General features: G+C 70.9%; 21 protein-coding genes and 1 riboswitch. Of the genes, 6 read left to right on the plus strand and 15 right to left on the minus strand.

Translation table 11 applies throughout. The features are described from left to right. Window positions 1-8 precede the first annotated feature (8 nt). The 7 genes from ACYVF4_RS10675 to ACYVF4_RS10705 form a co-directional block, all read right to left on the minus strand. Entirely contained in the window at window positions 9-1,481 is a 1,473-nt protein-coding gene (locus ACYVF4_RS10675; RefSeq protein ID WP_460722482.1) for an MFS transporter, read from the minus strand. 23 nt (window positions 1,482-1,504) lie between these two features. Next, on the minus strand, window positions 1,505-1,858 hold the full coding sequence (locus ACYVF4_RS10680; RefSeq protein WP_460722484.1) for a Fe-S protein: 354 nt from the start codon (window positions 1,856-1,858) through the stop codon (window positions 1,505-1,507). Window positions 1,859-1,885: 27 nt separating this feature from the next. Continuing rightward, entirely contained in the window at window positions 1,886-2,362 is a 477-nt protein-coding gene (ribH, locus tag ACYVF4_RS10685) for a 6,7-dimethyl-8-ribityllumazine synthase (RefSeq protein WP_460722486.1), read from the minus strand. Beyond that, a complete protein-coding gene (gene ribA / locus ACYVF4_RS10690) occupies window positions 2,359-3,666 on the minus strand; it encodes a GTP cyclohydrolase II (protein ID WP_460722488.1) in 1,308 nt (435 codons plus the stop codon). The genes ribH and ribA overlap by 4 nt, the downstream gene beginning before the upstream one ends. Continuing rightward, on the minus strand, window positions 3,663-4,307 hold the full coding sequence (locus ACYVF4_RS10695) for a riboflavin synthase (protein ID WP_460722490.1): 645 nt from the start codon (window positions 4,305-4,307) through the stop codon (window positions 3,663-3,665). The genes ribA and ACYVF4_RS10695 overlap by 4 nt, the downstream gene beginning before the upstream one ends. After that, complete coding sequence (ribD, locus tag ACYVF4_RS10700) at window positions 4,307-5,350, minus strand: bifunctional diaminohydroxyphosphoribosylaminopyrimidine deaminase/5-amino-6-(5-phosphoribosylamino)uracil reductase RibD (protein ID WP_460722492.1); 1,044 nt, start codon at window positions 5,348-5,350, stop codon at window positions 4,307-4,309. The genes ACYVF4_RS10695 and ribD overlap by 1 nt, the downstream gene beginning before the upstream one ends. A 58-nt stretch (window positions 5,351-5,408) precedes the next feature. Continuing rightward, window positions 5,409-5,572, minus strand: a riboswitch (FMN riboswitch). Between the two features lie 36 nt (window positions 5,573-5,608). Further along, window positions 5,609-6,583 (minus strand): sugar-binding transcriptional regulator, encoded by a 975-nt coding sequence (locus ACYVF4_RS10705; RefSeq protein ID WP_460722494.1) that lies wholly within the window; start codon window positions 6,581-6,583, stop codon window positions 5,609-5,611. Window positions 6,584-6,660: 77 nt separating this feature from the next. Between ACYVF4_RS10705 and ACYVF4_RS10710 the strand changes: the two genes are divergently transcribed. Both ACYVF4_RS10710 and glpK read left to right on the plus strand, forming a co-directional pair. Then, window positions 6,661-8,379, plus strand: a complete 1,719-nt coding sequence (locus ACYVF4_RS10710) for a glycerol-3-phosphate dehydrogenase/oxidase (protein ID WP_460722496.1) — start codon at window positions 6,661-6,663, stop codon at window positions 8,377-8,379. A gap of 99 nt (window positions 8,380-8,478) precedes the next feature. After that, window positions 8,479-10,020 carry a glycerol kinase GlpK gene (gene glpK, locus ACYVF4_RS10715; RefSeq protein WP_460722498.1) on the plus strand — a complete coding sequence of 514 codons (1,542 nt, stop codon included), beginning with the start codon at window positions 8,479-8,481 and terminating at the stop codon, window positions 10,018-10,020. Window positions 10,021-10,029: 9 nt separating this feature from the next. Here the strand turns inward: glpK and ACYVF4_RS10720 are convergent, their stop codons facing one another. Both ACYVF4_RS10720 and trpS read right to left on the minus strand, forming a co-directional pair. Continuing rightward, window positions 10,030-10,890 carry an Fpg/Nei family DNA glycosylase gene (locus tag ACYVF4_RS10720; protein ID WP_460722500.1) on the minus strand — a complete coding sequence of 287 codons (861 nt, stop codon included), beginning with the start codon at window positions 10,888-10,890 and terminating at the stop codon, window positions 10,030-10,032. 261 nt (window positions 10,891-11,151) lie between these two features. Beyond that, window positions 11,152-12,156, minus strand: a complete 1,005-nt coding sequence (trpS, locus tag ACYVF4_RS10725; RefSeq protein ID WP_460722502.1) for a tryptophan--tRNA ligase — start codon at window positions 12,154-12,156, stop codon at window positions 11,152-11,154. Window positions 12,157-12,335: 179 nt separating this feature from the next. Between trpS and ACYVF4_RS10730 the strand changes: the two genes are divergently transcribed. Next, on the plus strand, window positions 12,336-13,193 hold the full coding sequence (locus tag ACYVF4_RS10730; RefSeq protein WP_460722504.1) for a pyruvate, water dikinase regulatory protein: 858 nt from the start codon (window positions 12,336-12,338) through the stop codon (window positions 13,191-13,193). Window positions 13,194-13,212: 19 nt separating this feature from the next. Further along, window positions 13,213-15,597, plus strand: a complete 2,385-nt coding sequence (ppsA, locus tag ACYVF4_RS10735) for a phosphoenolpyruvate synthase (RefSeq protein WP_460722506.1) — start codon at window positions 13,213-13,215, stop codon at window positions 15,595-15,597. Here ppsA and ACYVF4_RS10740 read toward each other — a convergent pair. Genes ACYVF4_RS10740 through sdhC form a run of 6 tightly spaced genes read right to left on the minus strand, consistent with a single transcriptional unit; the run spans window position 15,582 to window position 21,208 of the window. Continuing rightward, window positions 15,582-16,442 carry an exodeoxyribonuclease III gene (locus tag ACYVF4_RS10740; protein ID WP_460722508.1) on the minus strand — a complete coding sequence of 287 codons (861 nt, stop codon included), beginning with the start codon at window positions 16,440-16,442 and terminating at the stop codon, window positions 15,582-15,584. The two genes, ppsA and ACYVF4_RS10740, sit on opposite strands and share 16 nt — an antisense overlap. A 44-nt stretch (window positions 16,443-16,486) precedes the next feature. After that, entirely contained in the window at window positions 16,487-17,614 is a 1,128-nt protein-coding gene (locus ACYVF4_RS10745) for a YihY/virulence factor BrkB family protein (RefSeq protein ID WP_460722510.1), read from the minus strand. A gap of 40 nt (window positions 17,615-17,654) precedes the next feature. Further along, the gene (locus ACYVF4_RS10750; protein ID WP_460722512.1) at window positions 17,655-18,449 is read right to left on the minus strand and encodes a succinate dehydrogenase iron-sulfur subunit; all 795 of its coding nucleotides are present in this window, start codon (window positions 18,447-18,449) and stop codon (window positions 17,655-17,657) included. Next, window positions 18,449-20,275: a succinate dehydrogenase flavoprotein subunit gene (gene sdhA / locus ACYVF4_RS10755; RefSeq protein WP_460722514.1), complete on the minus strand. Its 1,827-nt coding sequence runs from the start codon at window positions 20,273-20,275 to the stop codon at window positions 18,449-18,451. The genes ACYVF4_RS10750 and sdhA overlap by 1 nt, the downstream gene beginning before the upstream one ends. A 49-nt stretch (window positions 20,276-20,324) precedes the next feature. After that, window positions 20,325-20,774 (minus strand): succinate dehydrogenase hydrophobic membrane anchor subunit, encoded by a 450-nt coding sequence (locus ACYVF4_RS10760; RefSeq protein ID WP_460722516.1) that lies wholly within the window; start codon window positions 20,772-20,774, stop codon window positions 20,325-20,327. Further along, window positions 20,774-21,208 (minus strand): succinate dehydrogenase, cytochrome b556 subunit, encoded by a 435-nt coding sequence (sdhC, locus tag ACYVF4_RS10765; RefSeq protein ID WP_460722518.1) that lies wholly within the window; start codon window positions 21,206-21,208, stop codon window positions 20,774-20,776. The genes ACYVF4_RS10760 and sdhC overlap by 1 nt, the downstream gene beginning before the upstream one ends. Window positions 21,209-21,400: 192 nt before the next feature. Between sdhC and ACYVF4_RS10770 the strand changes: the two genes are divergently transcribed. Both ACYVF4_RS10770 and ACYVF4_RS10775 read left to right on the plus strand, forming a co-directional pair. After that, a complete protein-coding gene (locus tag ACYVF4_RS10770; protein WP_460722520.1) occupies window positions 21,401-22,516 on the plus strand; it encodes a mannose-1-phosphate guanylyltransferase in 1,116 nt (371 codons plus the stop codon). A gap of 169 nt (window positions 22,517-22,685) precedes the next feature. Then, window positions 22,686-23,834 carry a BMP family lipoprotein gene (locus ACYVF4_RS10775; protein ID WP_460722522.1) on the plus strand — a complete coding sequence of 383 codons (1,149 nt, stop codon included), beginning with the start codon at window positions 22,686-22,688 and terminating at the stop codon, window positions 23,832-23,834. Window positions 23,835-23,885: the final 51 nt, after the last annotated feature.

Consider the following 23,885-nt stretch of genomic DNA (forward strand, 5'->3'; position numbering starts at 1 on the left):
CGTCGTGATCAGAGCGAGCCGGTGGCTCCCACTCCCAGGTCCGCCTCGTAGTCGACGTCCTTGGTCTCGGGTGAGAGGATCAGCGCCACGAAGGTGAGGACGCCCATCGCGGACAGGTACGCCCCGACCAGCCACGGGCTGCCGCCGGTGGCCGCCCACAGGGCGACGGCGACGATCGGGGCGAGCGCGGCGCCCAGGATCGAGGACAGGTTGTAGGCGACGGCCGAGCCGGTGTACCGCACATTGGTGGGGAACAGCTCGGGCAGCACGGCGCCCATCGGGCCGAAGGTCGAGCCCATCAGCATGAAGCCGAAGATGAGAAAGGCCTGCGCGAGGGCGCCGGTGAACTTCGGGTCGGCCTGCGGCAGCAGGAACAGGTTGAACGTCAGGCCGAAGACCACGATCAGCCCGGTGACCCACAGCAGCAGGCGGCGGCGGCCGATGGTGTCGGCGATGGGGCCCGACAGCAGCGTGAAGATGCCGAAGAAGACGACGCCGATGATCTGCATCAGGACGAAGTCGGTGTACGCGAAGCCGAGGCCCGGGTAGAACTGAGCGGCGAACGCCGCGGCGTCGAAGGGCTTTCCGGCGGCCTCTGCGGCCGCCTGCGCCGCGGCCGAGGCGGTCTCGAGGTCGGCGGCCTTGGTGCCGTACGACAGCGTGAAGTTCGTCATCAGGTAGAACAGCACGTACGTCGCCAGCATGATGAACGTGCCGAGGATCAGGTGCCACCAGTGCCGGCGGATGACGGTTCCGAGCGGGAACCTGCGGATCGCGCCCTTCTGCTCCGCCTTCGTGAAGGTCTCGGACTCGACCAGGCGCAGCCGCACCCACAGGCCGATGATCACCATGACGGCCGAGAACAGGAACGGCACGCGCCATCCCCACGCCAGGAACTCCGCCGAGCGCTGCCCGGCCCCGTCGGGGTGGGGGAGCAGGTAGTTGATGGCGAGGAAGACCGAGTTGGCGATGATGAAGCCCAGCGGCGCGCCCAGTTGCGGGAACGTGCCGTACCAGGCGCGCTTGCCCACGGGGGCGTTCTCGGTGGCCACCAGCGCCGCCCCCGACCACTCGCCGCCCAGCGCGAAGCCCTGCGCCAGGCGCAGGACCAGGAGCATCAGCGCCGCCCACCAGCCGATGTCGTCGAAGGTCGGCAGGCAGCCGATCAGGAACGTCGCGACACCCATCGTCAGCAGCGACGCGACGAGGGTCGCCTTGCGCCCGAAGCGGTCGCCGAAGTGGCCGAAGATCACGGCGCCGAGCGGCCGCGCGATCATCGCGGCGCCGAAAACGCCGAACGAGGCCAGCAGTGCCGTGGTGTCGTTGCCGGTGGGGAAGAACAGGATCGGGAAGACGAGGACGGCCGCGGTGGCGTAGACGTAGAAGTCGTAGAACTCGATCGTGGTGCCGACCAGGCTCGCGGTGATGACGCGCGAGCGCGGGTTGGCGGGAGCGGCCGTGGCCGTGGAGGGGGAAGACATAGCGGACGGGGCGGCGACCGGGCTCAGCGCCAGATGACGGCGAGCGCGGCGTTGAGAGCGGTCAGGATGCCGATGCCCCAGAACATCGCGGCGGGCACGCCGGCCTTGCGGCGCTGGCGCGCGGCGCCGATCCCGAGCAGGGCGCCGATGATCAGCAGCACGACGAGCTTCACGGCGATCTTGGCGTAGTTCAGCTCGTACTCCACGCCCCACGGCGCGGCGAGGATCAGTCCGGCCACACCGGCGATCGCCAGTCCCCAGTTCATCAGCCGGGTGATCTGCACGCGGCGGGCGACCGCCTCGACCGCCCACGCGCCGAACAGCACCGCGAAGCCGATGAGGTGGATGAACACGACGATGTGGCGAAGGGTCTCCATGGCTCGAGACTACGACCGGAGGGCGGCTCAGCCCCGCACGGCGCGCAGGAGGACGGCGGTGCGCAGGGCCGCGTCGGCGGCTTCGAACCCCTTGTCCTCGTGCGAATCCGGCAGCCCCGCCCGCGCGAGGCCCTGGGCCTCGTCGTCGAGCGTGAGCACGCCGAAGCCGACGGGCTTGCCGGTGTCCAGCGCCACCCGGGTGAGCCCGTCGGTGGCCGCAGACGAGACGAAGTCGAAGTGCGGGGTGCCGCCCCGGATGATGACACCGAGGGCGACCACGGCGTCGGCGCCGGCATCCAGCACCGCCTTGCTCACCACCGGCAGCTCGAACGATCCCGGAACGCGCACCAGCCGCCAGCGGGCGCCGGCGGCCTCGAGTGCGCGCTCGGCGCCGGCGATGAGGCCGTCGGTGATGGTCTCGTGCCACATGCCCGCGACGATCACGACGTCCAGTCCCGTGCCGTCGACCGCCTCGGTGGTCTGGGGTGCGCCCTTGCCGCTCATGCCCGCTCTCCTTCGTGGGTCTGTCCGTCGTGAGTCTGGCCCTCGTGCATCCGGGCGACCGCGTCGGCGAAGTCCTCGTCCGGCAGCACGTGACCCATGCGGTCGCGCTTGGTCTGCAGGTACTGGTGGTTGTTGGGGCCGACCCCGACGATGAGGGGCACCTGCTCGACGATCTCGAGGCCGAGCTCGCGCAGCTGCGCCACCTTGTCGATGTTGTTGGTCAGCAGCCGCACCTTCTCGACGCCGAGGTCGGCGAGGATGCCGGCTGCCGCGGCGTATTCGCGGGCGTCGGCGGGAAGACCGAGCGCGAGGTTGGCGTCGACGGTGTCGAGGCCGCGCTCCTGCAGGCTGTACGCCCGCAGCTTGTTGATGAGGCCGATGCCCCGGCCCTCGTGACCGCGCATGTAGATCACGACGCCGCCGTCGCGGGCGATGGTGTCCAGCGCGGCATCCAGCTGCGGGCCGCACTCGCACTTGAGCGAACCGAACGCCTCGCCCGTCAGGCACTCGGAGTGCACGCGCACGAGCGGCGCCTCGGCCGACAGGTCCCCCGACACGACGGCAAGCTGATCGGTCCCCGTCACGCGGTCCTTATAGGCCAGGAACCGGAAGGACCCGTGCGAGGTGGGGACGAGCGACTCGGCGCGCAGGCTCACGCGGCGCTTGTGCGGAGCGGGCGAGGCGCTCTCGCGCGGGTGGTTCTGCTCGAGATAGGCGACCAGCTGCTCGATCGTCACGACCGGCACGCCGTCGCGCTCGCCGAGCTCCATGAGCCCCGGCAGACGCATCATCGAGCCGTCGTCGGCGACCACCTCGGCGATGGCACCGACGGGCTCCAGGCCCGCGAGCTGCATGAGCTCGACGGCGGCCTCGGTGTGGCCGCCGCGCTCGCGCACGCCGCCCTCGACGGCCCGCAGCGGCAGGATGTGGCCCGGGCGGATCACGCTCGTGGGCACCGACTCCGGGTCGGCGAGGACGTTCAGGGTGTGCGCGCGGTCGGCCGCGCTGATGCCGGTGCTCATGCGGTCCGCGGCATCCACGCTGACGGTGTACGCCGTCCCGCGGGCGTCCTCGTTCACCTCGACCATGGGCGGCAGGTCCAGGCGGTCGGCCCATTCGGCGGGCATCGGGGCGCAGATGAATCCGCTGGACCAGCGGACGGTCCAGGCGACCCACTCGGGGGTGGCGAGCGCGGCCGAGAGGACCACGTCGCCTTCGTTCTCGCGGTTCTCATCGTCGGCGACGATGACGGGCCGGCCGGCGCGCAGCGCCTCGAGGGCCTCGGGGATGGTGGCAAGGCTCACCGTGAGCCTCCTTCGGTCGGGACGGCGGGCGCCGTCGGAGCGAATGCGAGCAGCCGTTGGACGTGCCGCGCGAGGATGTCGGTCTCGAGGTTGACCCGGTCGCCCGCGGCGCGCGCGCCGAGGGTCGTGGCCTCGAGGGTCTCGGGGATGAGCGACACCTCGAACCAGCCCTCGGGGGCGTCGGCGGGGCTCACCGCGCTGACGGTCAGCGAGACCCCGTCGACGGCGATCGAGCCCTTGTCCACGACGAGGGGGGCGAGGGATGCCGGGAGCGAGACCCGCACGACGCGCCACTTCTCGCCGGGGCGCACCTCGAGCACCTCGCCGGTGCCGTCGATGTGCCCCTGCACGATGTGCCCGCCGAGGCGCCCGTGCACGGCGGTGGCGCGCTCCAGGTTCACGGCCCGCCCGGGCTCTGCGCCGGCGAGGGTCGACATGTCGAGGGTCTGGCGCATGACGTCGGCGGCGAACCAGTCCGTCCCGCGATCGACGACGGTGAGGCACACGCCGCTGACCGAGATGGAGTCGCCGTGCCCGGCATCCGACACCGCCTTCGGGGCGCGGACGATGACGCGGACGCCGTCCCCGGCATCCGTGACCTCGGTGATCTCGCCGATCTCCTCGACGATTCCGGTGAACATCAGGGGGCTCCTTCTTCGCCGCCGGGGCGGTGGGGGTCGGCGGGGTGGGCGATCACGAGCAGGTCCGCGCCGAGGCGGTCCACCCGCGAGGTGCGCAGGCGCCGGGCGTCGGCGATGGTCGCCACGCCGATGTCGGTGAGGGCCAGCCGGTCGCCGCCCAGCAGCACGGGGGCGAGGTAGACCAGGACCTCGTCGGCGAGCCCGTCGCGCAGGAAGGCGCTGGCCAGCGTCGGCCCTCCCTCGACGAACACGCGGTGGATGCCGCGGGCGGTGAGGTCGGCGAGGGCGGACCGCGGGTCGGCGTACTGCAGCATCGGGTGCGGGTGCCGCCGCACAGCGGCTCCGGCGGGGACGTCGCGCATGCCGATCACGACCGGTACCGGCTGGTCGGCGAGCAGCGCGCCGTCCTCGGCGCGGGCGGTCAGGGCGGGGTCGTCGGCGAGGATCGTGCCGGTGCCGGCGATGATCGCGTCGGCGCGGCTGCGGCGCCGGTGCACGTCGGCGCGGGCGGCGGGCCCGGTGATCCACTGGCTCGTCCCGTCCGCGGCGGCGGCCCGGCCGTCCAGGCTCTGCGCCCACTTGACCGTGACGTGCGGTCGGCCCAGGCGGTGGGCGGCGACCCACGAGGACAGCAGGGCGTCGGCCTCGTCGGCGCAGACGCCGCCCTCGACCGACACGCCCGCCTCGCGCAACCGCTGCGCGCCGCCCGAGGACTCCTCGCCCGGATCGGCGATGGCGTAGACCACGCGGGCGACACCTGCGGCGATGAGCGCCTCGGAGCAGGGGCCCGTGCGGCCGTGGTGGTTGCACGGCTCGAGCGACACCACGGCGGTGGCCCCGCGCGCGGCGCCGGGGGCGAGCTTGGACAGCGCGTCGACCTCGGCGTGGGGCGTGCCGGCTCCGCGGTGCCAGCCCTCGGCGAGGACCGCGCCGTCGGCGCCCAGCAGGACGGCGCCGACCTGCGGGTTCACTCCGCGGGGCCCGTTGCGCGCGATCCGCAGCGCACGCCGCATGGCGTCGCGCTCGATGTCGCCGGCTGCCATCGCTGTTCCTGTCCGTCCTGTCGTCCGGGCGCGGGAAGCGACGGCGCGCGAAGCGCCGCTCGTGCTGCCTCCCATCCGGACTAGCGACGGCTTGACCCGTCGCATCACCGTCGGTTCCGGAATTCCACCGGATCGGCTGGGGCGGCATCCGATCGGATGCGGGTGCCACAGCTCGCGGACTGTCACCGCCGGTTCGGATTCTCACCGACCCCGGAGCACGTTGATGCTCAGAGTCTACTCAACGCGCCCTCGGCGGTTTCATTCCGTGTCCTCCGGAACCAGCGACCGGGCGGCGACCTCGTCGATGACGAGGTCGGTGACGAGCCTCGCCGCCAGCGCGCCGCGCAGGCTCACCAGCTTCGACACCCCCGACACCACGCACACGCGCCGGGGTGCACGTCGCAGGTCCTCGAATGCGGGTCCGGTCGCGCGGTCGTTCAGGGCGATGCCGTCGCTGGAGCCGTCGGCCCGGTAGAACACGGTGGCGACGTCGCCGACGACGCGGTCGGCGCGCAGGGCCTCGAGGTCGGCACGCTCGAGGTATCCGCCCGAGTACACGTGGCTGGGCACGGGGGAGCCGGCCGAGCCGACGCTGAAGGCGACGAGGTCCATCCGCCGCTGTACGTCCAGGATCCGCCGCGTGCTGCGCTCGCGCCACATCGCGCGCTTGGTCGCCGGGTCGTCGAAGAAGGTGGGAACGGGGAACTGCTCGACGGCGCCGCCGTACGCGGCGCCGAAGCGATGCAGGATCTCGGTGGCGTAGACGAGCCCGGTCGTGCGGGTGTTGCCCGAGCCGTTCAGCTGCACGAACACGGTGTCCGGCACGTGGCGAGGGACGAGGTGCCGGCTGAGCGCGGCGATGGTGGAGCCCCACGCGACGCCGACCGTCATGCCCGGGGCCACCATGTCGTGGAAGTCGTGGGCGGCGGCCATCGCCACGCGCTCCAGCCGCTCCTCTTCGCTGATGTCGGGCGGGACGGGCACGACCGACGCGCGGATGCCGTACACCTCGCCCAGGCGCGCCTCCAGCTGAGCGGGTGCCTCGCGGGGCGACGTGATGCGGATGTCGACGATGCCGCTCGAGCGCGCGAGCGACAGCAGCCTCGAGACCGTGGAGCGCGAGGTGGCGAGCTCGTGGGCGACGGCATCCATCGTCCTGTTCTGGACGTAGTAGAGATGCGCGGCGGTGAAGGCCCGCTGCAACTGCTGCTCATCCCGGGGGTCGCTCACCATCACATTTTGCACGTATGTGCAAACAGTCTGCAACAACTCTCATCACTGGCAGAATGGCGGCAGCGAAAGGACGACCGATGACGATACCGAGCCACCCGCGCTCCTCGCGCGCCCTGTTCGACCGCCCGCACGCCGATGTGCTGATCATCGGCGGCGGCATCAACGGGATCGCCACCTTCCGCGACCTCGCGCTGCAGGGCGTCGACGTCGCCCTCATCGAGCGGGACGACTTCGTCTCGGGCGCCTCGGCCGCGTCGTCTCACATGATCCATGGCGGCATCCGCTACCTCGAGAACGGCGAGTTCCGCCTCGTCCACGAGGCGGTCACCGAGCGCAACGGCCTGCTGCGCACCGCCGCCCACTACGTCCGCCCCCTGCGGACCACGATCCCGATCTACACCACCTTCTCGGGCATCCTCAGCGCTCCGCTGCGCTTCCTGCGCCACGGCAAGGGCGCCCGCCGCGAGCGCGGCGCCGTGCTGATCAAGATCGGCCTCATCATCTACGACTCCTTCTCGCGCGGCGGCGGCCGGGTGCCGCGGCACTCCTTCCTCGGTCGGCGGAAGTCGCTCGCGCAGCTCCCGCAGCTGAACCCCGGGGTGAAGTACACCGCCACCTACTGGGACGCCTCGCTCCACGACCCCGAGCGCCTCGCGCTGGACCTCATCCGCGACGGACGCGCCGCCGGCGGCGACAATGCCCGTGCGGCCAACTACACCGCCGCGGTCGGCGCGCAGGACGGCGGCGTCGTCATCGAGGACACCGAGACGGGGGAGCGGACGTCGTTCACGGCATCCGTCGTCATCAACGCCTCGGGTCCGTGGACCGACCTCACTAACGGCGCGCTGGGAGCGCCGACCCGGTACATGGGGGGTACCAAGGGCTCGCACATCGTCCTGGACCACCCCCAGCTGCTGACGGCGACCGGCGGCCGGGAGCTCTTCTTCGAGCACAAGGACGGTCGCATCGTCCTCATCTACCCGCTCAAGGGGCGGGTGCTCGTGGGCACCACCGACCTGCCGCACGACATGGCCGACCCGATCGTGTGCACCGAGGCCGAGGTCGACTACTTCCTCGACCTGATCGGCCACGTGCTGCCGGGCATCCCCGTCGACCGCTCGCAGATCGTCCACCGCTTCTCGGGCGTCCGGCCCCTTCCCGGCCACGACGACCTCGCGCCCGGCTTTGTCTCGCGCGACTACCGCATCGAAGAGGCGACGCTGTCGGGCGGCGGCGCCACCGTGCTGAGCCTCGTCGGCGGCAAGTGGACGACCTTCCGCGCCTCGGCGGAGTCCCTCGCCGACCGCGCGCTCGGCCTGCTGGCCGCGCCACGGCGCCGGTCGACCCGGTCGCTGCCGATCGGAGGCGGCCGCGGATACCCGACGACCGATCGCGGTCGTGAGCGGTGGCTCGCCGACCACGCCGGCGGCATCGGCCGCGCCCGTGCGGCGCTGCTGCTGGACCGCTACGGCACGCACGCCGAGGCCCTCATCGCCGCCGTCGCCGCCGACGCCGCCGACGCGCCGCTGAAGACCCTGCCGGACTACTCCACCGGCGAGCTTCGCCACCTCGCCGCCTCGGAGGACGTCGTCCACGTCGACGACATCCTGCTGCGGCGCACGAGTATCGCCTTCGTCGGCGCGGCGACGCCCGACGCCGTCGCCGAGGTCGCCGACGCGGTCGCTCCGGTGATGGGGTGGGATGCTGCGGCGCGCGGCGCCGAGATCGCCCGCGGCCTGCGGCTGGTCCACGCCGCGGACCCGACGTGGGACGACGCCGAGGCCGCCCTCGCCTGAACGGCTGCCGCGCGATGCGCGCGATAGCCTGACCCACACCGCCGCCGTGTGCGCGGCGCCGACGACGACGTAGGCGGCTTCGGCCGGGAAGGAGACGCCGTGCCCGGGCACGTGCTGGCCATCGACCAGGGGACCACTTCGACGCGCGCGATCGTCTTCGACGACCGTGGCGAGCCGCTCGCCACAGCCCAGCGCGAGCACGAGCAGATCATGCCGCGCGCCGGGCGCGTGGAGCACGACCCGGTCGAGATCTGGACCAACACCGAATGGGTGGTGGCGGCGGCGATGGACCGGGCGGGTCTCACCGCCGCCGACATCGCGGGGATCGGGGTCACCAACCAGCGCGAGACGGCCATCGTGTGGGACCGGCGCACCGGCCGACCGGTGCACAATGCGCTGGTCTGGCAGGACACCCGCACGCAGCAGCTCGTCGACGAGCTGGCGGGCGGCCCCGATGGAACCTTCCGGTTCGCCGCGCAGACGGGCCTGCCGCTGGCCACCTACTTCTCGGCCTCGAAGATCGCATGGATCCTCGATCACGTACCTGGCGCGCGAGACGCCGCCGAGCGGGGCGACCTGCTGTTCGGCACGCCCGACACCTGGGTCGTGTGGAACCTCACGGGGGGCAGCCGTGGCGGCATCCACGTCACCGACGTCACCAACGCCAGCCGCACCCTGCTGATGGATCTGTCCACGCTCGACTGGGCCGACGAGCTGCTGGCGACATGGGGGATCCCGCGGTCGATGATGCCCGAGATCCGCTCATCGAGCGCCGTCCTCGGCGAGACCCAGGTGCCGAACGTGGCCGCGGGCGTGCCGATCGCCGGCATCCTCGGCGACCAGCAGGCGGCGACGTTCGGGCAGGCTGCGTTCGAGGCCGGGGAGTCCAAGAACACCTACGGCACGGGCAACTTCCTGCTCGTGGGCACCGGCACCGAGATCGTCCGCTCCGGGCGCGGGCTCATCACGACCGTCGCGTACCGGATCGGCGACGAGCCCGCCCGCTACGCTCTCGAGGGCTCGATCGCGGTGACCGGGTCGCTCGTGCAGTGGCTGCGCGACAACCTCGGCATCATCCAGCGCTCCGAGGACGTCGAGAACCTCGCCGGATCGGTCGACGACAACGGCGGCGCGTACTTCGTGCCCGCCTTCTCGGGCCTCTTCGCGCCGTACTGGCGGCCCGACGCCCGAGGCGCGCTGGTCGGTCTCACCCGCTACGTCAACAAGGCCCACATCGCGCGGGCGGCGCTGGAGTCCGCGGCGTTCCAGACGCGGGACGTCATCGAGGCGGTCGTGGCCGACAGCGGGCAGCGCCTGGACGAGCTCCGCGTCGACGGCGGCATGACCCGCAACGACCTGCTCATGCAGTTCCAGGCCGACATCCTCGGCGTCGACGTCGTCCGGCCCAAGGTCGTCGAGACGACCGCGCTCGGCGCCGCCTACGCCGCCGGCCTCGCGACGGGCGTGTGGGGAAGCCTCGACGAGCTGCGCGAGCACTGGCGGGAAGACAAGCGCTTCACCCCGGCGATGGGCGAGGACGATCGGGAGCGCCGGTACCGCATGTGGCAGAAGGCGGTCACGAAGTCCCTCGACTGGGTCGACGACGACGCCCGCACCCTCATGGGCACGAACGAGCGCTGAGCACCCGGCTCACTTGAGCAGTCGCGACAGGCGCCGGTCCGCGAGGATCTTGCCGCCCGTCTGGCAGGTGGGGCAGTACTCCAGCGAGTTGTCGGCGAAGAAGACGCTGCGCACCTCGTCCCCGCACACCGGGCACGCCTCGCCCCGGCGGCCGTGGACGCGCATGCCCCGGCGCTTGGCGTCTTTGAGATCGGCGGGGGGCTTTCCGGATGCCGTGGCGACGGCATCCGTCAATGTCTCGGTCAGCGCCGCGTACAGCCGGTCGATCTCGGCGTCGTCGAGGCTCGTCGCCAGCGCGTACGGCGACATCTTCGCGGCGTGCAGGATCTCGTCGCTGTAGGCGTTGCCGACACCGGCGATGACGGACTGGTCGCGCAGGACGCCCTTGATCTGGGTGCGGCGGCCGGCCAGCAGCGACGCGAGGGTGTCGCGGTCGAAGGCGGGGTCGAGGGGATCGGGGCCCAGCCGCGCGATCCCGGGGACGTCGGCGGGCTCGCGCGCGACGTAGACGGCGAGGGACTTCTTCGTGCCCGCCTCGGTGAGGTCGAACCCCGAGCCGTCGCTCAGCGCGACCCGCAGCGCGATGGGGGTCTTGCCCGGCCGGATGACCGTCTGCGGCAGCTGGTCGTACCAGCGCAGCCACCCCGCCTTGGCGAGGTGGAAGACCAGGTGCCCGGCGCTTGTGGCGAGGTCGACGAACTTGCCGTGGCGCTCGGTGCCGGTGATCCCGGCACCGTGCAGGGCGGTCGTGGGCGGGTCGTAGGTCTTGAGCGCGGCGATGTTGGCCACCGTGACGCGCTCGATCGCGACGCCCGTCACCCGCTGCCGCAGGAAGTCGACGAGCCCCTGCACCTCGGGCATCTCGGGCATGCGCCCATCCTGGCACGCGCCGCCGACGCCGTGGGCTGCGTCGTCCTCCGCCCGCCGACGCCCGGGGGAGGGGATGTCGGGCAGCGGCGGACCGGAACCGCTGCATCGACCCTCCCGTGCCCGACATCCCCTCCCTTCGCTGTCGGCGGGCGGAGGAGTGGCGGGCGGCGGCGCGCGGGGCGGGCGCGCGGCGGGGGAACGCGGGTCAGCGCGAGCGGAGGCACCCGCAAGCGCAGGCGCGGCGCAGGCGGGTTGCCCGGGTCAGGCGCGGCGGAGCAGCCCGACCTTCTCGTACACGTCGGCGAGGGTGCGGTCGGCGACCTCCGCGGCACGGTCGGCGTTGGCGGCGAGCACCCGGTCGAGCTCGGCGGGGTCGTCGAGCAGGTCGAGGGCGCGCTGGCGCACCGGCCCGAACTCGTTCACGACGACCTCGGCGAGGCCCTTCTTGAAGTCCCCGTAGCCGCGCCCGACGTACTCGTCCTCGATCGAGGGGATCTGCCGGCCGGTGAGCGCGGCGTAGATGACCAGCAGGTTCGACACTCCGGGCTTGGCATCGCGGTCGTAGCGCACCGAGCCCTCGCTGTCGGTGACGGCCCGCATGATCTTCTTGGCCGACTTCGCCGGGTCGTCCAGCAGCCACAGCACGCCGGCATCCGTCTCTGCCGACTTCGACATCTTCGCCGTGGGGTTCTGCAGGTCGTAGATGCGCGCCGTCTCCTGCTGGATGACGGGCATCGGCACGCGGAAGGTCTGCCCGAAGCGCGAGTTGAACCGCTCCGCGAGATCCCGCGTGAGCTCCACGTGCTGCTTCTGGTCGTCGCCGACGGGCACGATGTCGGTCTGGTACAGCAGGATGTCCGCCGCCATCAGCACCGGATACGTGAAGAGCCCGACCGAGGTGGCGTCGGCGCCGTAGCGCTGGGACTTGTCCTTGAACTGGGTCATGCGCCCTGCCTCGCCGAAGCCGGTGAGGGTCGACAGCACCCAGGCGAGCTCCGCGTGGGCGGGCACGTGGGACTGCACGTACAGCGTGGAGCGCGAGGGCTCGATGCCCGCGGCGATGTACTGCGCGGCGGTGCGACGGGTCTTCTCACGCAGCTCCGCGGGGTCGTTCGGCTGCGTCAGGGCGTGCAGGTCCACGACCGAGAAGTACGCGTCATAGGACGCCTGCAGGTCGCGCCACTGCATGAGAGCCCCGATGTAGTTGCCGACCTGGAGGGAGTCGGCCGAGGGCTGCATGCCGGAATAGAGACGCGGTCTGGTCATCGTTCCATCCTAGAGATCGGATGCCGTGGCCCCCGCCCGCCGGATTGCCCTGCGCGAAACATCCGCGGTTCTTGCGGGTCCAAAGTCCCTGGGTCGCACGGTTCCTTCGCTTTAGCGTGGTGCGTGCCGGGTTCCCCACGGAGCCGGCATCCCCTGATCGACGACGAACCGGACCCGCGATGATCGACCCCTCCGTCCCGGTGGCGCCCACCACGGCGCCCGTGCCGGTGGCGCGCCGCGCGGCGTACTTCGTCTCGGACAGCACGGGCATCACCGCCGAGACGCTGGGCAGCGCGCTGCTGGTGAACTTCCCCGCCATCCGCTTCGACCACCACACGATCCCGTTCGTCGACACCGCCGAGGGCGCTCGCCGCGTGGTGTCCGAGATCGACCGCGCCGCGGCGGCCGGTCTGGAGCCGGTGGTCTTCACCACGGTGAAGCAGGCGGGCCTGCGGGCGATCCTCGCCGAGTCTCGGGCGGTCATCGTGGACCTGCTCGCCGGCCACCTGACGGAGCTCGAGCAGGCGTTCGGGACCGATGCCTCCGAGCAGCTCGGGCAGTTCCACGGCGTGGGCGACATGGAGCGCTACCACGCGCGCATGCGAGCGGTGGAGTACGCCATCGAGCACGACGACGGCCAGAGCATGCGGGCCCTCGACATCGCCGACGTCATCATCATCGCCCCCTCGCGCTGCGGCAAGACCCCCACGACGATGTACCTGGCCCTGCAGTACGGCCTGCTGGTGGCGAACTACCCCCTCACCGACGACGACTTCCCGTCCGAGGGCCTGCCCCGCACCGTCGCGCCCTACGCAGCCCGCTGCTTCGGGCTCACCACCACGCCGCTGCGGCTCAGCCAGGTGCGGCACGAGCGGCGTCCCAACTCCCGCTATGCCAGCCTCGAGCAGTGCACGCGCGAGCTGCGGCGCGCCGAGGACCTCTACCGGCGCACCCGCGTCCCCTTCCTCAACTCCGCCACGAAGAGCGTGGAGGAGATGTCCGCCGTCATCATGCAGACCATGAAGCTGCGTGCGTGACCTCTCGAAAGGCAGCACCATGACCAACATCCTGTGGTTCCACGAGATCGGGATGGCCGACCTGCCGCAGGTCGGCGGCAAGAACGCCTCGCTCGGCGAGATGGTCTCGCACCTGTCAGGCGCGGGCGTCGCCGTCCCCGGCGGCTTCGCCACGACGGCCGACGCGTACCGCGCGTTCCTCGAGGCGGACGGCCTGGACGCGCGCATCCGCACCGCCGTCGAGGCGATCGACATCGACGACGTCGCGGCGCTGTCGCGCGTGGGTGCCTCGGTGCGGTCCTGGATCGAGCGGCAGCCGCTTCCGGCGGACCTCGACCGGGACATCCGCGAGGCGTACGCGACCCTGATCGCCTCGGACCCCGACCCCGACGCCGTCACGTGGGCGGTGCGCTCCAGCGCCACCGCCGAGGACCTTCCCGACGCCTCGTTCGCCGGCCAGCAGGAGACCTTCCTCAACATCGGCGGCGTGGACAACATCATCCACGCCGTGCACGCCGTGTTCGCCTCGCTCTACAACGACCGTGCCATCGCCTACCGCGTGCACAACGGCTTCGACCACCACGATGTGGCGCTGTCGGCCGGCATCCAGCGGATGGTGCGCTCCGACATCGGCGCCTCGGGGGTGATGTTCACGGTGGACACCGAGTCCGGCTTCGACCGCGCGGTGTTCATCACCAGTTCGTACGGACTCGGCGAGGCCGTCGTGCAGGGCGCCGTCAACCCGGACGAGTTCTACGTCTACAAGCCCGCGCTCGCCGCCGGGCGCCCCGCGATCCTCAAGCGCTCGGTGGGCGAGAAGGCCATCGCGATGCGCTACACCGCCGGCACGCACGTGGGCGGCAGCACCGTCTTCGCCGACGTCGCCCCCGCCGACCGCGCCCGCTTCAGCATCAGCGACGCCGACGTGGAGGAGCTCGCCCGGCACGCCGTGACGATCGAGCAGCACTACGGCCGCCCGATGGACATCGAGTGGGCCCGCGACGGGCTCGACGGCCGGCTCTACATCCTGCAGGCCCGCCCCGAGACCGTCGTCTCGCGCGAGGACGGCAACGTCATGCGCCGCTTCACGCTGAGCTCCCGTGGCGAGGTGGCGGTCAGCGGCCGGGCGATCGGCCAGAAGATCGGCGCCGGTCCCGTCCGCGTCCTCACCGACCTGTCGCAGATGGACGCGTTCGCCGTGGGCGATGTCCTCGTGGCCGACATGACCGACCCCGACTGGGAGCCGATCATGAAGAAGGCCTCGGCGATCGTGACCGACCGCGGCGGTCGCACGTGCCACGCGGCGATCATCGCGCGCGAGCTCGGGATCCCCGCCGTCGTGGGCACGGGCAACGCCACGCGCGTCCTCGCCCAGGGCGACGAGGTGACGGTGTCGTGCGCCGAGGGGGACGAGGGCTTCGTCTACCGTGGACGACTCGATTTCGCCGAGGAGCACACCGAACTCGACCGGATGCCGTCGGTGCCGGTCAAGCTCATGATGAACGTCGGCACCCCCGATCAGGCCTTCTCGTTCTCGAAGCTGCCGAACGCGGGCGTCGGACTCGCGCGCCTGGAGTTCATCATCAACCGGCAGATCGGCATCCACCCCCGCGCCCTGCTGGAGTTCGAGGCGCTGCCGGACGACCTGCAGTCGCAGGTGGCCGACCGCATCGCCGCCTACCCGTCGCCGAGGGACTTCTTCGTGCAGCGGATCGCGGAGGGCGTGTCGATGATCGCGGCGGCGTTCGCGCCCGAGCCGGTGATCGTGCGGATGAGCGACTTCAAGTCCAACGAGTACGCCAACCTGCTCGGCGGCGATCGCTACGAGCCGCGCGAGGAGAACCCCATGCTCGGCTGGCGCGGGGCCTCGCGGTACGTCTCGCCGGACTTCCGTGCGTGCTTCGACATGGAGTGCGAGGCGCTGCGTTTCGTCCGCGACGAGATGGGGCTGACGAACGTGAAGATCATGGTGCCGTTCGTGCGGACGGTCGCCGAGGGCGCCGGCGTCGTGGACCTGCTCGCCGAGAACGGCCTGCGCCGCGGTGAGAACGGCCTCGAGGTCGTCATGATGTGCGAGCTCCCCTCGAACGCTCTGCTGGCGGACGAGTTCCTCGACCACTTCGACGGATTCTCCATCGGCTCGAACGACATGACGCAGCTGGTCCTGGGTCTGGACCGCGACTCCTCCCTCGTGGCGGCGACGTTCGACGAGCGAGACCCCGCGGTCCTCAAGGTGCTCGAGATGGCGATCGAGGCGTGCACGCGCCGCGGCAAGTACATCGGGATCTGCGGTCAGGGTCCGTCGGACCACCCGGATCTCGCCGACTGGCTGGTCGATCGCGGGATCGCCTCGATGTCGCTGAACCCCGACACCGTCGTGGAGACGTGGCTGAGACTGGCGGGCAGGCTTCAGCCGACCTCGTAGTCCGCGACGACCGGGGAGTGGTCGCTCCACCGCGTGTCCCACGAGGTCGCCCGGTGGACGCAGTAGTCGTGCACGCGTTCGGCCAGTGCGGGCGTCGCCAGGTGGTAGTCGATGCGCCAGCCGGTGTCGTTGTCGAACGCCCGGCCGCGCATCGACCACCAGGTGTACGGGCCGTCGACGTCGCCTGCGACGCGGCGGCCGACGTCGACCCAGCCGAGCCCGGTGCCCCGGGTGCCGTCGGCGCAGTCCACATCGGCGCCGGCCTCGCCGAGGAACCGGTCGAAGTAGGCGCGCTCGCGGGGGAGGAAGCCGGACTTCTTGACGTTGCCCTTCCAATTGCGGATGTCCAGCGTGCGATGGCCGACGTTGAGGTCGCCCATCACCAGGGCGTGGGGGGTCGCCGCGGCCAGCTGCGGCAGGCGCCGCTCCATGGCGTCCAGGAAAGCCCACTTCGGGTCCTGCTTCGGGGTGTCCGCCTCGCCGGTGTGGACGTAGGCGCTGACGACCGTGAGCGGAGCGCCGTCGACGTCGAAGTCCGCCTCGATCCACCGTCCGGCGGCGTCGAGCGGTTCGAGGCCGGGGTGGTCGTAGCCGAGCGTGCGGCGCACCTCGCCCGCCGGCATCCGACTGGCGATCGCGACGCCCGCGCGTCCCTTCGCCGCCGCCTCGTCGTTGACGACGTGCCAGCCGGGGAGGGCGGCCCTCAGCTCGTCCTCGGTGGCCCGCACCTCTTGCAGCGCCATGATGTCGACATCGGCGGTGTCGAGCCACTCCCGCATGCCCTTGCGGACGGCGGCGCGGATGCCGTTGACGTTGATGGAGGCGATGCGGACTCGGCGGGGCACGACGGACAGCCTAACGGCGGACGCCGACACGCCCGCGTGCGCCCTCACTCGAAGAGGGAACCCCGCTTCGGCTCCGGGGGAGGGGACGCCTCCAGCCGCGCGAGGTGATCCTCGGCGGCGCGCACCGCTCGGTCGGCGCGCCACCGCAGCATCCGCGGCGCGTGCTCGCGCTCCTCGCGTGCCGTCCGCAGCCGCACCTGCGCCGCCACGACGAGGGCGCGGTGTTCGGCGACGCGGCGCTCCTCCTCGCTCCATGCCACCAGCGGCATATCGGCGTCGCGGGCCGACACCGCCATCCACGAGGCCGCGACCAGCACCACGATTCCCACCAGCCGGAACCACAGCAGCAGACCGATGAAGACCGCGAAGGTCGTCAGCAGCACGTTCGTCGGCGAGTACGAGAAGGCGAGGCCGGCGCCGATCTGCAGGATGCCGGTGGCCGACCCGCCGAGCAGGGCGCCAGGCCAGACGAACCGCCACTCCAGCGCCGTCCCGGTGAGGAACTTCACCAGGAACGCCACGATCACGGTGTTCAAGCCGACCAGCAGCACGAGAGCGCTCGCGGCCCCGGCGACGTTGAACCAGATCGACCGCGTGCTCCAGCCGACCAGGTCGAACAGGACGTTCGTCGCCCACGTGCCGGCCGAGGTCAGCGCCCACCCGAGGAGGAGGGCGGTTCCGAAGGCGATCGCCGCGAGCAGGTCGGTGGACTTCAGCAGCAGGTACGGGCGCGGGTCCGGCGGGATGCCGAACACATCGCGGACCGCCCGCCGCGAGAACGTGATCGACCCGATGGCGGTCCAGATGAGGGTCGCCGCCGCGATCGCGCCCGTGACGCTCAGCAGGCCCGTGCTGGTGGTGGCGATGCGGGTCACCTGCAGCGGGGTGAAAAGACCGCCGCTGTCCGAGATCAGGCCGGGAATGTAGCTGTTGATGATGCCGATGAGGCCGTCGATCGCCTGCTGGCTGCCGCCGAGCCACACGCCCGCGGCGGCGAAGGCGACGTAGATCGTCGCGAACGCTGCGAACAGCGTCTGATAGCTGACCCCCGCGGCGAGCAGGAAGCCGTTGTGCTGCAGGAAGTGGCGCCACACCCGGATCGGGAACCATTCCAGCGTCCGCCGGGTGACCTGGGTGGCGCGCCGGAGGGCTCGTGCCCCGGTTTCGCTCATCCGGTCACCCTACCGACCGGGGACGGGTGCGGCGCGCGGCTCAGCCGCGCAGCACCGCCTGCTTGACCTCGGCGATCGCCTTGGTGACCTCGATGCCGCGCGGGCACGCCTCGGTGCAGTTGAAGGTGGTGCGGCACCGCCACACGCCCTCCTTGTCGTTGAGGATGTCCAGGCGCACGTCGCCGGCGTCGTCGCGCGAGTCGAAGATGAAGCGGTGCGCGTTGACGATCGCCGCCGGGCCGAAGTACTGCCCGTCGGTCCAGAAGACCGGGCACGACGACGTGCACGCGGCGCACAGGATGCACTTGGTGGTGTCGTCGAACACCTCGCGGTCCACGATCGACTGGATGCGCTCCTTGCCGGGCTCCGGCTTGGTGCTCGAGATCAGGAACGGCTGCACCTCGCGATACGAGGCGAAGAAGGGCTCCATGTCGACGATGAGGTCCTTCTCGAGCGGCAGACCCTTGATGGCCTCGACGTAGATCGGCTGCGAGATGTCGAGGTCCTTGATGAGCGTCTTGCACGCGAGCCGGTTGCGGCCGTTGATGCGCATCGCGTCCGAGCCGCAGATGCCGTGGGCGCACGAGCGGCGGAACGACAGCGAGCCGTCGACCTCCCACTTGATCTTGTGCAGCGCGTCCAGCACGCGGTCGGTGGAGTAGAGCTCCACGTCGTAGTCGACCCAGCGCGGCTCGTCGTCGACCTCGGGATCGAAGCGCCGGACGATGAAGGTGACGAGGAACGACTGGATGCCGGTGTCGTTCGCGGTCTCGCTCGCGCGCTGGGGAGCGTCGGCGTCGCTGTGCGCGATGACGTCGGTTGCCGTGGTGGCCATCAGTACTTCCTCTCCAGCGGCGGGTAGCGCAACTCGCCGGCTTCGTTCTTGGTGAACACCACCGGCTTCCAGTCGAGGCGGATGTGGTCTTCGGCGTGCGACGACCCGGCATCCCCGGAGAGATACGCCATGGTGTGCTTCATGTAGTTCTCGTCGTCGCGCTGGGGGAAGTCGTCGCGCATGTGCCCGCCGCGGCTCTCTTTGCGGTTGCGGGCGGTGACGACGACGACCTCGGCGATGTCGAGCAGGAAGCCGAGCTCGACCGCCTCGAGCAGGTCGGTGTTGTAGCGCTTGCCCTTGTCGTCGACGTGGATGTTCTTGAAGCGCTCGCGCAGCTCCTCGATGACATCCAGCACCTCGCCGAGGGACTCGTCGGTGCGGAACACCTGGGCCTTGCGGTCCATCTCGTCCTGGAGCGTCTTGCGCAGTACCGCGATGCGCTCGGTGCCGGCGTTCGCGCGCAGACCCTCGATCATGTCGCGGACCTCCTTGGCGGGGTCGGCGGGCAGCGGCACGAAGTCGGCGGTCTTGACGTACTCGACGGCGTTGCGGCCGGCGCGCTTGCCGAAGACGTTGATGTCCAGCAGCGAGTTGGTGCCCAGGCGGTTCGAGCCGTGCACCGAGACGCAGGCGCACTCGCCCGCGGCGTACAGGCCCGGGACCACCGTCTCGTTGTCGGCGAGCACCTCGGCGTTGACATTGGTGGGGATGCCGCCCATCGCGTAGTGCGCGGTCGGCATGACCGGCACCGGCTCGACGACGGGGTCGACCCCGAGGTAGGTGCGGGCGAACTCGGTGATGTCGGGGAGCTTCGTCTCGAGCACCTCGGCGCCCAGGTGCGTGCAGTCCAGCAGCACGTAGTCGCGGTGGGGGCCGGCGCCGCGTCCCTCGGCGACCTCCTGCACCATGCATCGGCTGACGATGTCGCGGGGGGCGAGGTCCTTGATGGTGGGGGCGTAGCGCTCCATGAAGCGCTCGCCCGAGACGTTGCGCAGGATCGCGCCCTCGCCGCGCGCGCCCTCGGTCAGCAGGATGCCGAGACCGGCGAGGCCGGTCGGGTGGAACTGGAAGAACTCCATGTCCTCGAGCGGCAGGCCCTTGCGCCAGACGATCCCGACGCCGTCGCCGGTGAGGGTGTGGGCGTTGGAGGTCGTCTTGAAGATCTTGCCGAACCCGCCGGTGGCGAACACGACCGCCTTGGCGTGGAAGACGTGCAGGTCGCCGGTGGCCAGCTCATAGGCGACGACGCCCGCGATGACCGTCTTGCCCGTGGCATCCTTCGTGGTGATGAGGTCGAGGACGTAGAACTCGTTGAAGAAGTTGATGCCGAGCTTGACGCAGTTCTGGAACAGCGTCTGCAGGATCATGTGCCCCGTGCGGTCGGCGGCGTAGCACGCGCGGCGCACCGGGCTCTTGCCGTGGTCGGCGGTGTGGCCGCCGAAGCGACGCTGGTCGATCTTGCCCTCGGGCGTACGGTTGAACGGCAGGCCCATGTTCTCGAGGTCGATGACGGCGTCGATCGCCTCTTTCGCGAGGATCTCGGCGGCGTCCTGGTCGACGAGGTAGTCGCCGCCCTTGACCGTGTCGAAGGTGTGCCACTCCCACGAGTCCTCTTCGACGTTGGCCAGGGCCGCCGCCATGCCGCCCTGCGCCGCCCCGGTGTGGGAGCGCGTGGGGTACAGCTTGCTGATGACCGCCGTCTTCGCGCCGGGACCGGCCTCGATGGCCGCTCGCATGCCGGCGCCGCCGGCACCGACGATGACGATGTCGAACTGGTGGTAGTGGACGCCGTCCTTGACGTAGCTGTCGGTGGTGTCAGTGGTCACGCTGCAGTGCTTTCCGGTTAATCGGGAAGGGGAGGGATGCGGGCCTGCGCTACGCGCAGACCTCCTGGAGCCACTCGGGGCTGGTGGAGCTCAGTCCCAGGCACGGGTCGAAGGTGAACACGACGAGCGTGCCGAGCAGGATGAGGAAGGCGGCGGACAGCCAGATCGCGCCGACGAGGATGCGCCTCGTGGTCTCGCCCGACACGTAGTCGTTCACGATCGTGCGCATGCCGTTGGCACCGTGGATGAGCGCGAGCCACAGCATCAGCACGTCCCACCACTGCCAGAACGGAGTGGCGAACTTGCCCGCGACGAACGCGAAGTCGATGCCGTGGATGCCCTCGCCGAGCATGAGGTTGACGAAGAGGTGGCCGAAGATCAGGACGATCAGCAGCAGCCCCGAGACGCGCATGTAGATCCAGCCCGCCTTCTCGAGGTTCGGGCCCTTGCGGCGCGGGGCGGCGTGCGGCGCGCGCGGATCGGCGATGGTGCCGGACATCAGTGACCCCCTCCGAAGTCGCCGAAGACGTTCATGAGGTGACGCACGGTGAAGGGCGCCATCGTGGCCAGCCACAGGCCCCAGACACCCCACCACAGCTGCCGCTGGTGGCGGGTGGCCCACGACCAGAAGTCGACCAGGATGATCCGCAGGCCGTTGTACGCGTGGTAGGCGACCGCGCCGACCAGGACGACCTCGCCGAGCCCCATCAGCGGGTTCTTGTACGAGGCCATCACCGCGTCGTAAGCCTCGGGCGAGACGCGGATCAGCGCCGTGTCGAGGATGTGCACCAGCAGGAAGAAGAAGATGGCGATGCCGGTGATGCGGTGAAGCACCCACGACCACATGCCTTCGTTGCCGCGGTAGAGGGTTCCGCGCGGAACCTTCGACGTGGTCTCGGACACCGACGGTATGACGCGTGCTGGTGCAGACACGGCCGTCCTCCCTGGATCGATCACGGTGGGGGCGGGTCGATGCCCCTTCGGGCGGCCCGGCCGACACGGCCCGGTCGCCGGCGTCACGCGGGCGCTGCCCCCATCCTATTCCCGTCTCGGACGCGGGCGACGCCCGGACGGACCGAATTGTCTCGATATCGAGACAAACGGGCGTGCGGTTAGGCTGGCGCCATGCCTGAGCCGATCGAGGACTTCTACGCCGTCATCCCCGCCGGGGGCATCGGCAGCCGGCTGTGGCCGCTCTCGCGCGCGGACGCGCCGAAGTTCCTGCACGACCTCACGGGCTCCGGGCACTCGCTGCTTCGCGACACGTGGGACCGCCTCGAGCCGCTGGCCGGCCCCGACCGCATCGCGGTCGTCACCGGGCGCGCGCACCGCGCGGCCGTCGAGCACGAGCTGCCCGGCATCCCGGACAAGAACGTCTTCCTCGAGTCCGAGCCCCGCGACTCCACCGCGGCGATCGGCCTCGCCGCGGCCATCCTGTCCAAGCGCGAGCCCGACGTCATCATCGGCTCGTTCGCCGCCGACCACGTCATCCGCGTGCCCCACCTGTTCGACTGGGCGGTGCGGCAGGCGATCGCCGTCGCCCGCGAGGGGTACATCTGCACCCTCGGCATCCCGCCGACCGAGCCGTCGGTGGGCTTCGGCTACATCAAGAAGTCGGGCGAGCTCATCGTCGACGGCGCGCCCGAGGCCGCCACCGTCGAGCGGTTCGTCGAGAAGCCCGACCTCGAGACCGCGAAGGAGTACTTCGCCGACCGGTCGTACCTGTGGAACGCGGGCATGTTCATCTCGCGCGCCGACGTCTTGCTCGGCGAGATCGCCGAGCAGGAGCCGCAGCTCTACGCCGGGCTCATGGACCTCGCCGAGGCCTGGGACGACCGCGGGGCGCGCGGACCGGTCGTCGATCGCGTGTGGCCGACCCTCAAGAAGATCGCCATCGACTACTCCGTCGCCGAGCCGGCCGCCGAGAAGGGGCGCCTGGCCGTGGTCCCCGGTCACTTCGACTGGGACGACGTGGGCGACTTCGCGAGCCTCGCCAAGCTCAACTCGCACGGCCGCAAGAACGACCTGGCGATCCTCGGCGAGAACGCCCGCATCCTCTCGGATGCCGCCAGCGGCATCGTCGTGAGCCAGACCCAGCGGGTCATCAGCCTGGTCGGCGTCAAGGACATCGTCGTCGTCGACACTCCCGATGCGCTGCTGGTGACCACCAGCGAGCACGCCCAGCGGGTCAAGGGCGTCGTGGACGCCCTGAAGCTCACGGGGCGCGGCGACGTCCTCTGACGCGGGCCCGGGCGCGCGCGCCCGGTGAGATCGCGTCCTGTGTGACAAGAGATTGCGTCTTTGTAACCATTCGATGCCGCCCAGCGTGCAGGTGTGCAAGAACGGCGACACAGTGTGTAACTTTGTGCAGTCCCCGTGACGGACTCGGGGCATCGATGGGGAGGCTGAGTTGACCATCTCACGCACCAAGAAGCTTGCAGGCATCACCGCCGCCGCGGGCCTGATCGTCGCCCTCTCGGGCTGCGGCAGCGCCCCCGACGCCGGCTCGACCGACGGCGGCGCCGCACCTGAGCCCGACTCGGACTTCCTGCCCTGCCTCGTCTCGGACGACGGCGGCTTCAACGACAAGTCGTTCAACCAGTCGGCGAAGGAGGGCATCGACCGCGCCGCCGAGGAGCTCGGTGTCGAGGCCATCGAGGTCGAGTCCAGCTCGCAGAACGACTACGCGCCCAACCTCGACAACCTCATCGCTGAGGGCTGCACCTTCATCGTCGCGGTCGGCTTCAAGCTGTCGAGCGACACCGTCGCCTCGGCGACCGCCAACCCCGAGGTCGAGTACGCGATCATCGACGACTGGGCCGACAACACCGGCGCCACGGACGACGAGGGCAAGGACATCGGCGACGGGAAGACCGACGCGCCCAACATCAAGCCCCTCATGTTCGACACGGTGCAGGCCGCCTATCTCGGCGGCTACGCCGCGGCGGCGTGGTCGGCTCAGTCGGGCGTCAACAAGGTCGGCACCGTCGGCGGCATCCCGATCCCGCCCGTGACGATCTTCATGGACGGCTTCGTCGACGGCGTGGCGAAGTACAACGAGGACAAGGGCGCCGACGTCCAGACCCTGGGCTGGGACGTCGACGCGCAGCAGGGCTCGATGACCGGCGGCTTCGCGGCCAACGACACCGCCAAGCAGGCCATGCAGGGCATCCTCGACCAGGGCGCCGACGTGATCCTGCCCGTGGGCGGTCCGATCTACCAGAGCGCCCGTGACGCGATCGCCGACAGCGGCACCGACACCGTCATGCTCGGCGTCGACTCCGACCTCGCCGCCGCCGACCCGTCGGTGGCCGACCTGGTGCTGGTGTCGATCATGAAGCGCATCGACGAGGCGGTCTACCAGGCCACGATCGAGGCGGCATCCGGCGAGTACGACACCACTCCCTACGTCGGCACGCTCGAGAACGAGGGCGTGGGCCTCTCGGGCTTCGGCTCGTTCGAGGCGGAGCTGCCCGAGGGCCTGCTCGACGAGCTCGCGGCCCTGCAGGAGCAGATCATCGCCGGTGAGCTCGAGGTCACCTCGCCCAGCTCCCCGTAATTCCGCGCGCAAGCGCACCGCGGCCGGGTGGGTTCTCCACCCGGCCGCGGT

The sequence above is a fragment of the Microbacterium aureliae genome (assembly GCF_054780155.1).

Coding starts and splice junctions, on each gene's coding strand:
- ACYVF4_RS10675 (WP_460722482.1), bottom strand. CDS start 1,481: ATGTCTTCCCCCTCCACGGCCACGGCCGCTCCCGCCAACCCGCGCTCG.
- ACYVF4_RS10680 (WP_460722484.1), bottom strand. CDS start 1,858: ATGGAGACCCTTCGCCACATCGTCGTGTTCATCCACCTCATCGGCTTC.
- ribH (WP_460722486.1), bottom strand. CDS start 2,362: ATGAGCGGCAAGGGCGCACCCCAGACCACCGAGGCGGTCGACGGCACG.
- ACYVF4_RS10695 (WP_460722490.1), bottom strand. CDS start 4,307: ATGTTCACCGGAATCGTCGAGGAGATCGGCGAGATCACCGAGGTCACG.
- ribD (WP_460722492.1), bottom strand. CDS start 5,350: ATGGCAGCCGGCGACATCGAGCGCGACGCCATGCGGCGTGCGCTGCGG.
- ACYVF4_RS10705 (WP_460722494.1), bottom strand. CDS start 6,583: ATGGTGAGCGACCCCCGGGATGAGCAGCAGTTGCAGCGGGCCTTCACC.
- ACYVF4_RS10710 (WP_460722496.1), top strand. CDS start 6,661: ATGACGATACCGAGCCACCCGCGCTCCTCGCGCGCCCTGTTCGACCGC.
- ACYVF4_RS10720 (WP_460722500.1), bottom strand. CDS start 10,890: ATGCCCGAGATGCCCGAGGTGCAGGGGCTCGTCGACTTCCTGCGGCAG.
- trpS (WP_460722502.1), bottom strand. CDS start 12,156: ATGACCAGACCGCGTCTCTATTCCGGCATGCAGCCCTCGGCCGACTCC.
- ACYVF4_RS10730 (WP_460722504.1), top strand. CDS start 12,336: ATGATCGACCCCTCCGTCCCGGTGGCGCCCACCACGGCGCCCGTGCCG.
- ppsA (WP_460722506.1), top strand. CDS start 13,213: ATGACCAACATCCTGTGGTTCCACGAGATCGGGATGGCCGACCTGCCG.
- ACYVF4_RS10745 (WP_460722510.1), bottom strand. CDS start 17,614: ATGAGCGAAACCGGGGCACGAGCCCTCCGGCGCGCCACCCAGGTCACC.
- ACYVF4_RS10750 (WP_460722512.1), bottom strand. CDS start 18,449: ATGGCCACCACGGCAACCGACGTCATCGCGCACAGCGACGCCGACGCT.
- ACYVF4_RS10760 (WP_460722516.1), bottom strand. CDS start 20,774: ATGTCCGGCACCATCGCCGATCCGCGCGCGCCGCACGCCGCCCCGCGC.
- ACYVF4_RS10770 (WP_460722520.1), top strand. CDS start 21,401: ATGCCTGAGCCGATCGAGGACTTCTACGCCGTCATCCCCGCCGGGGGC.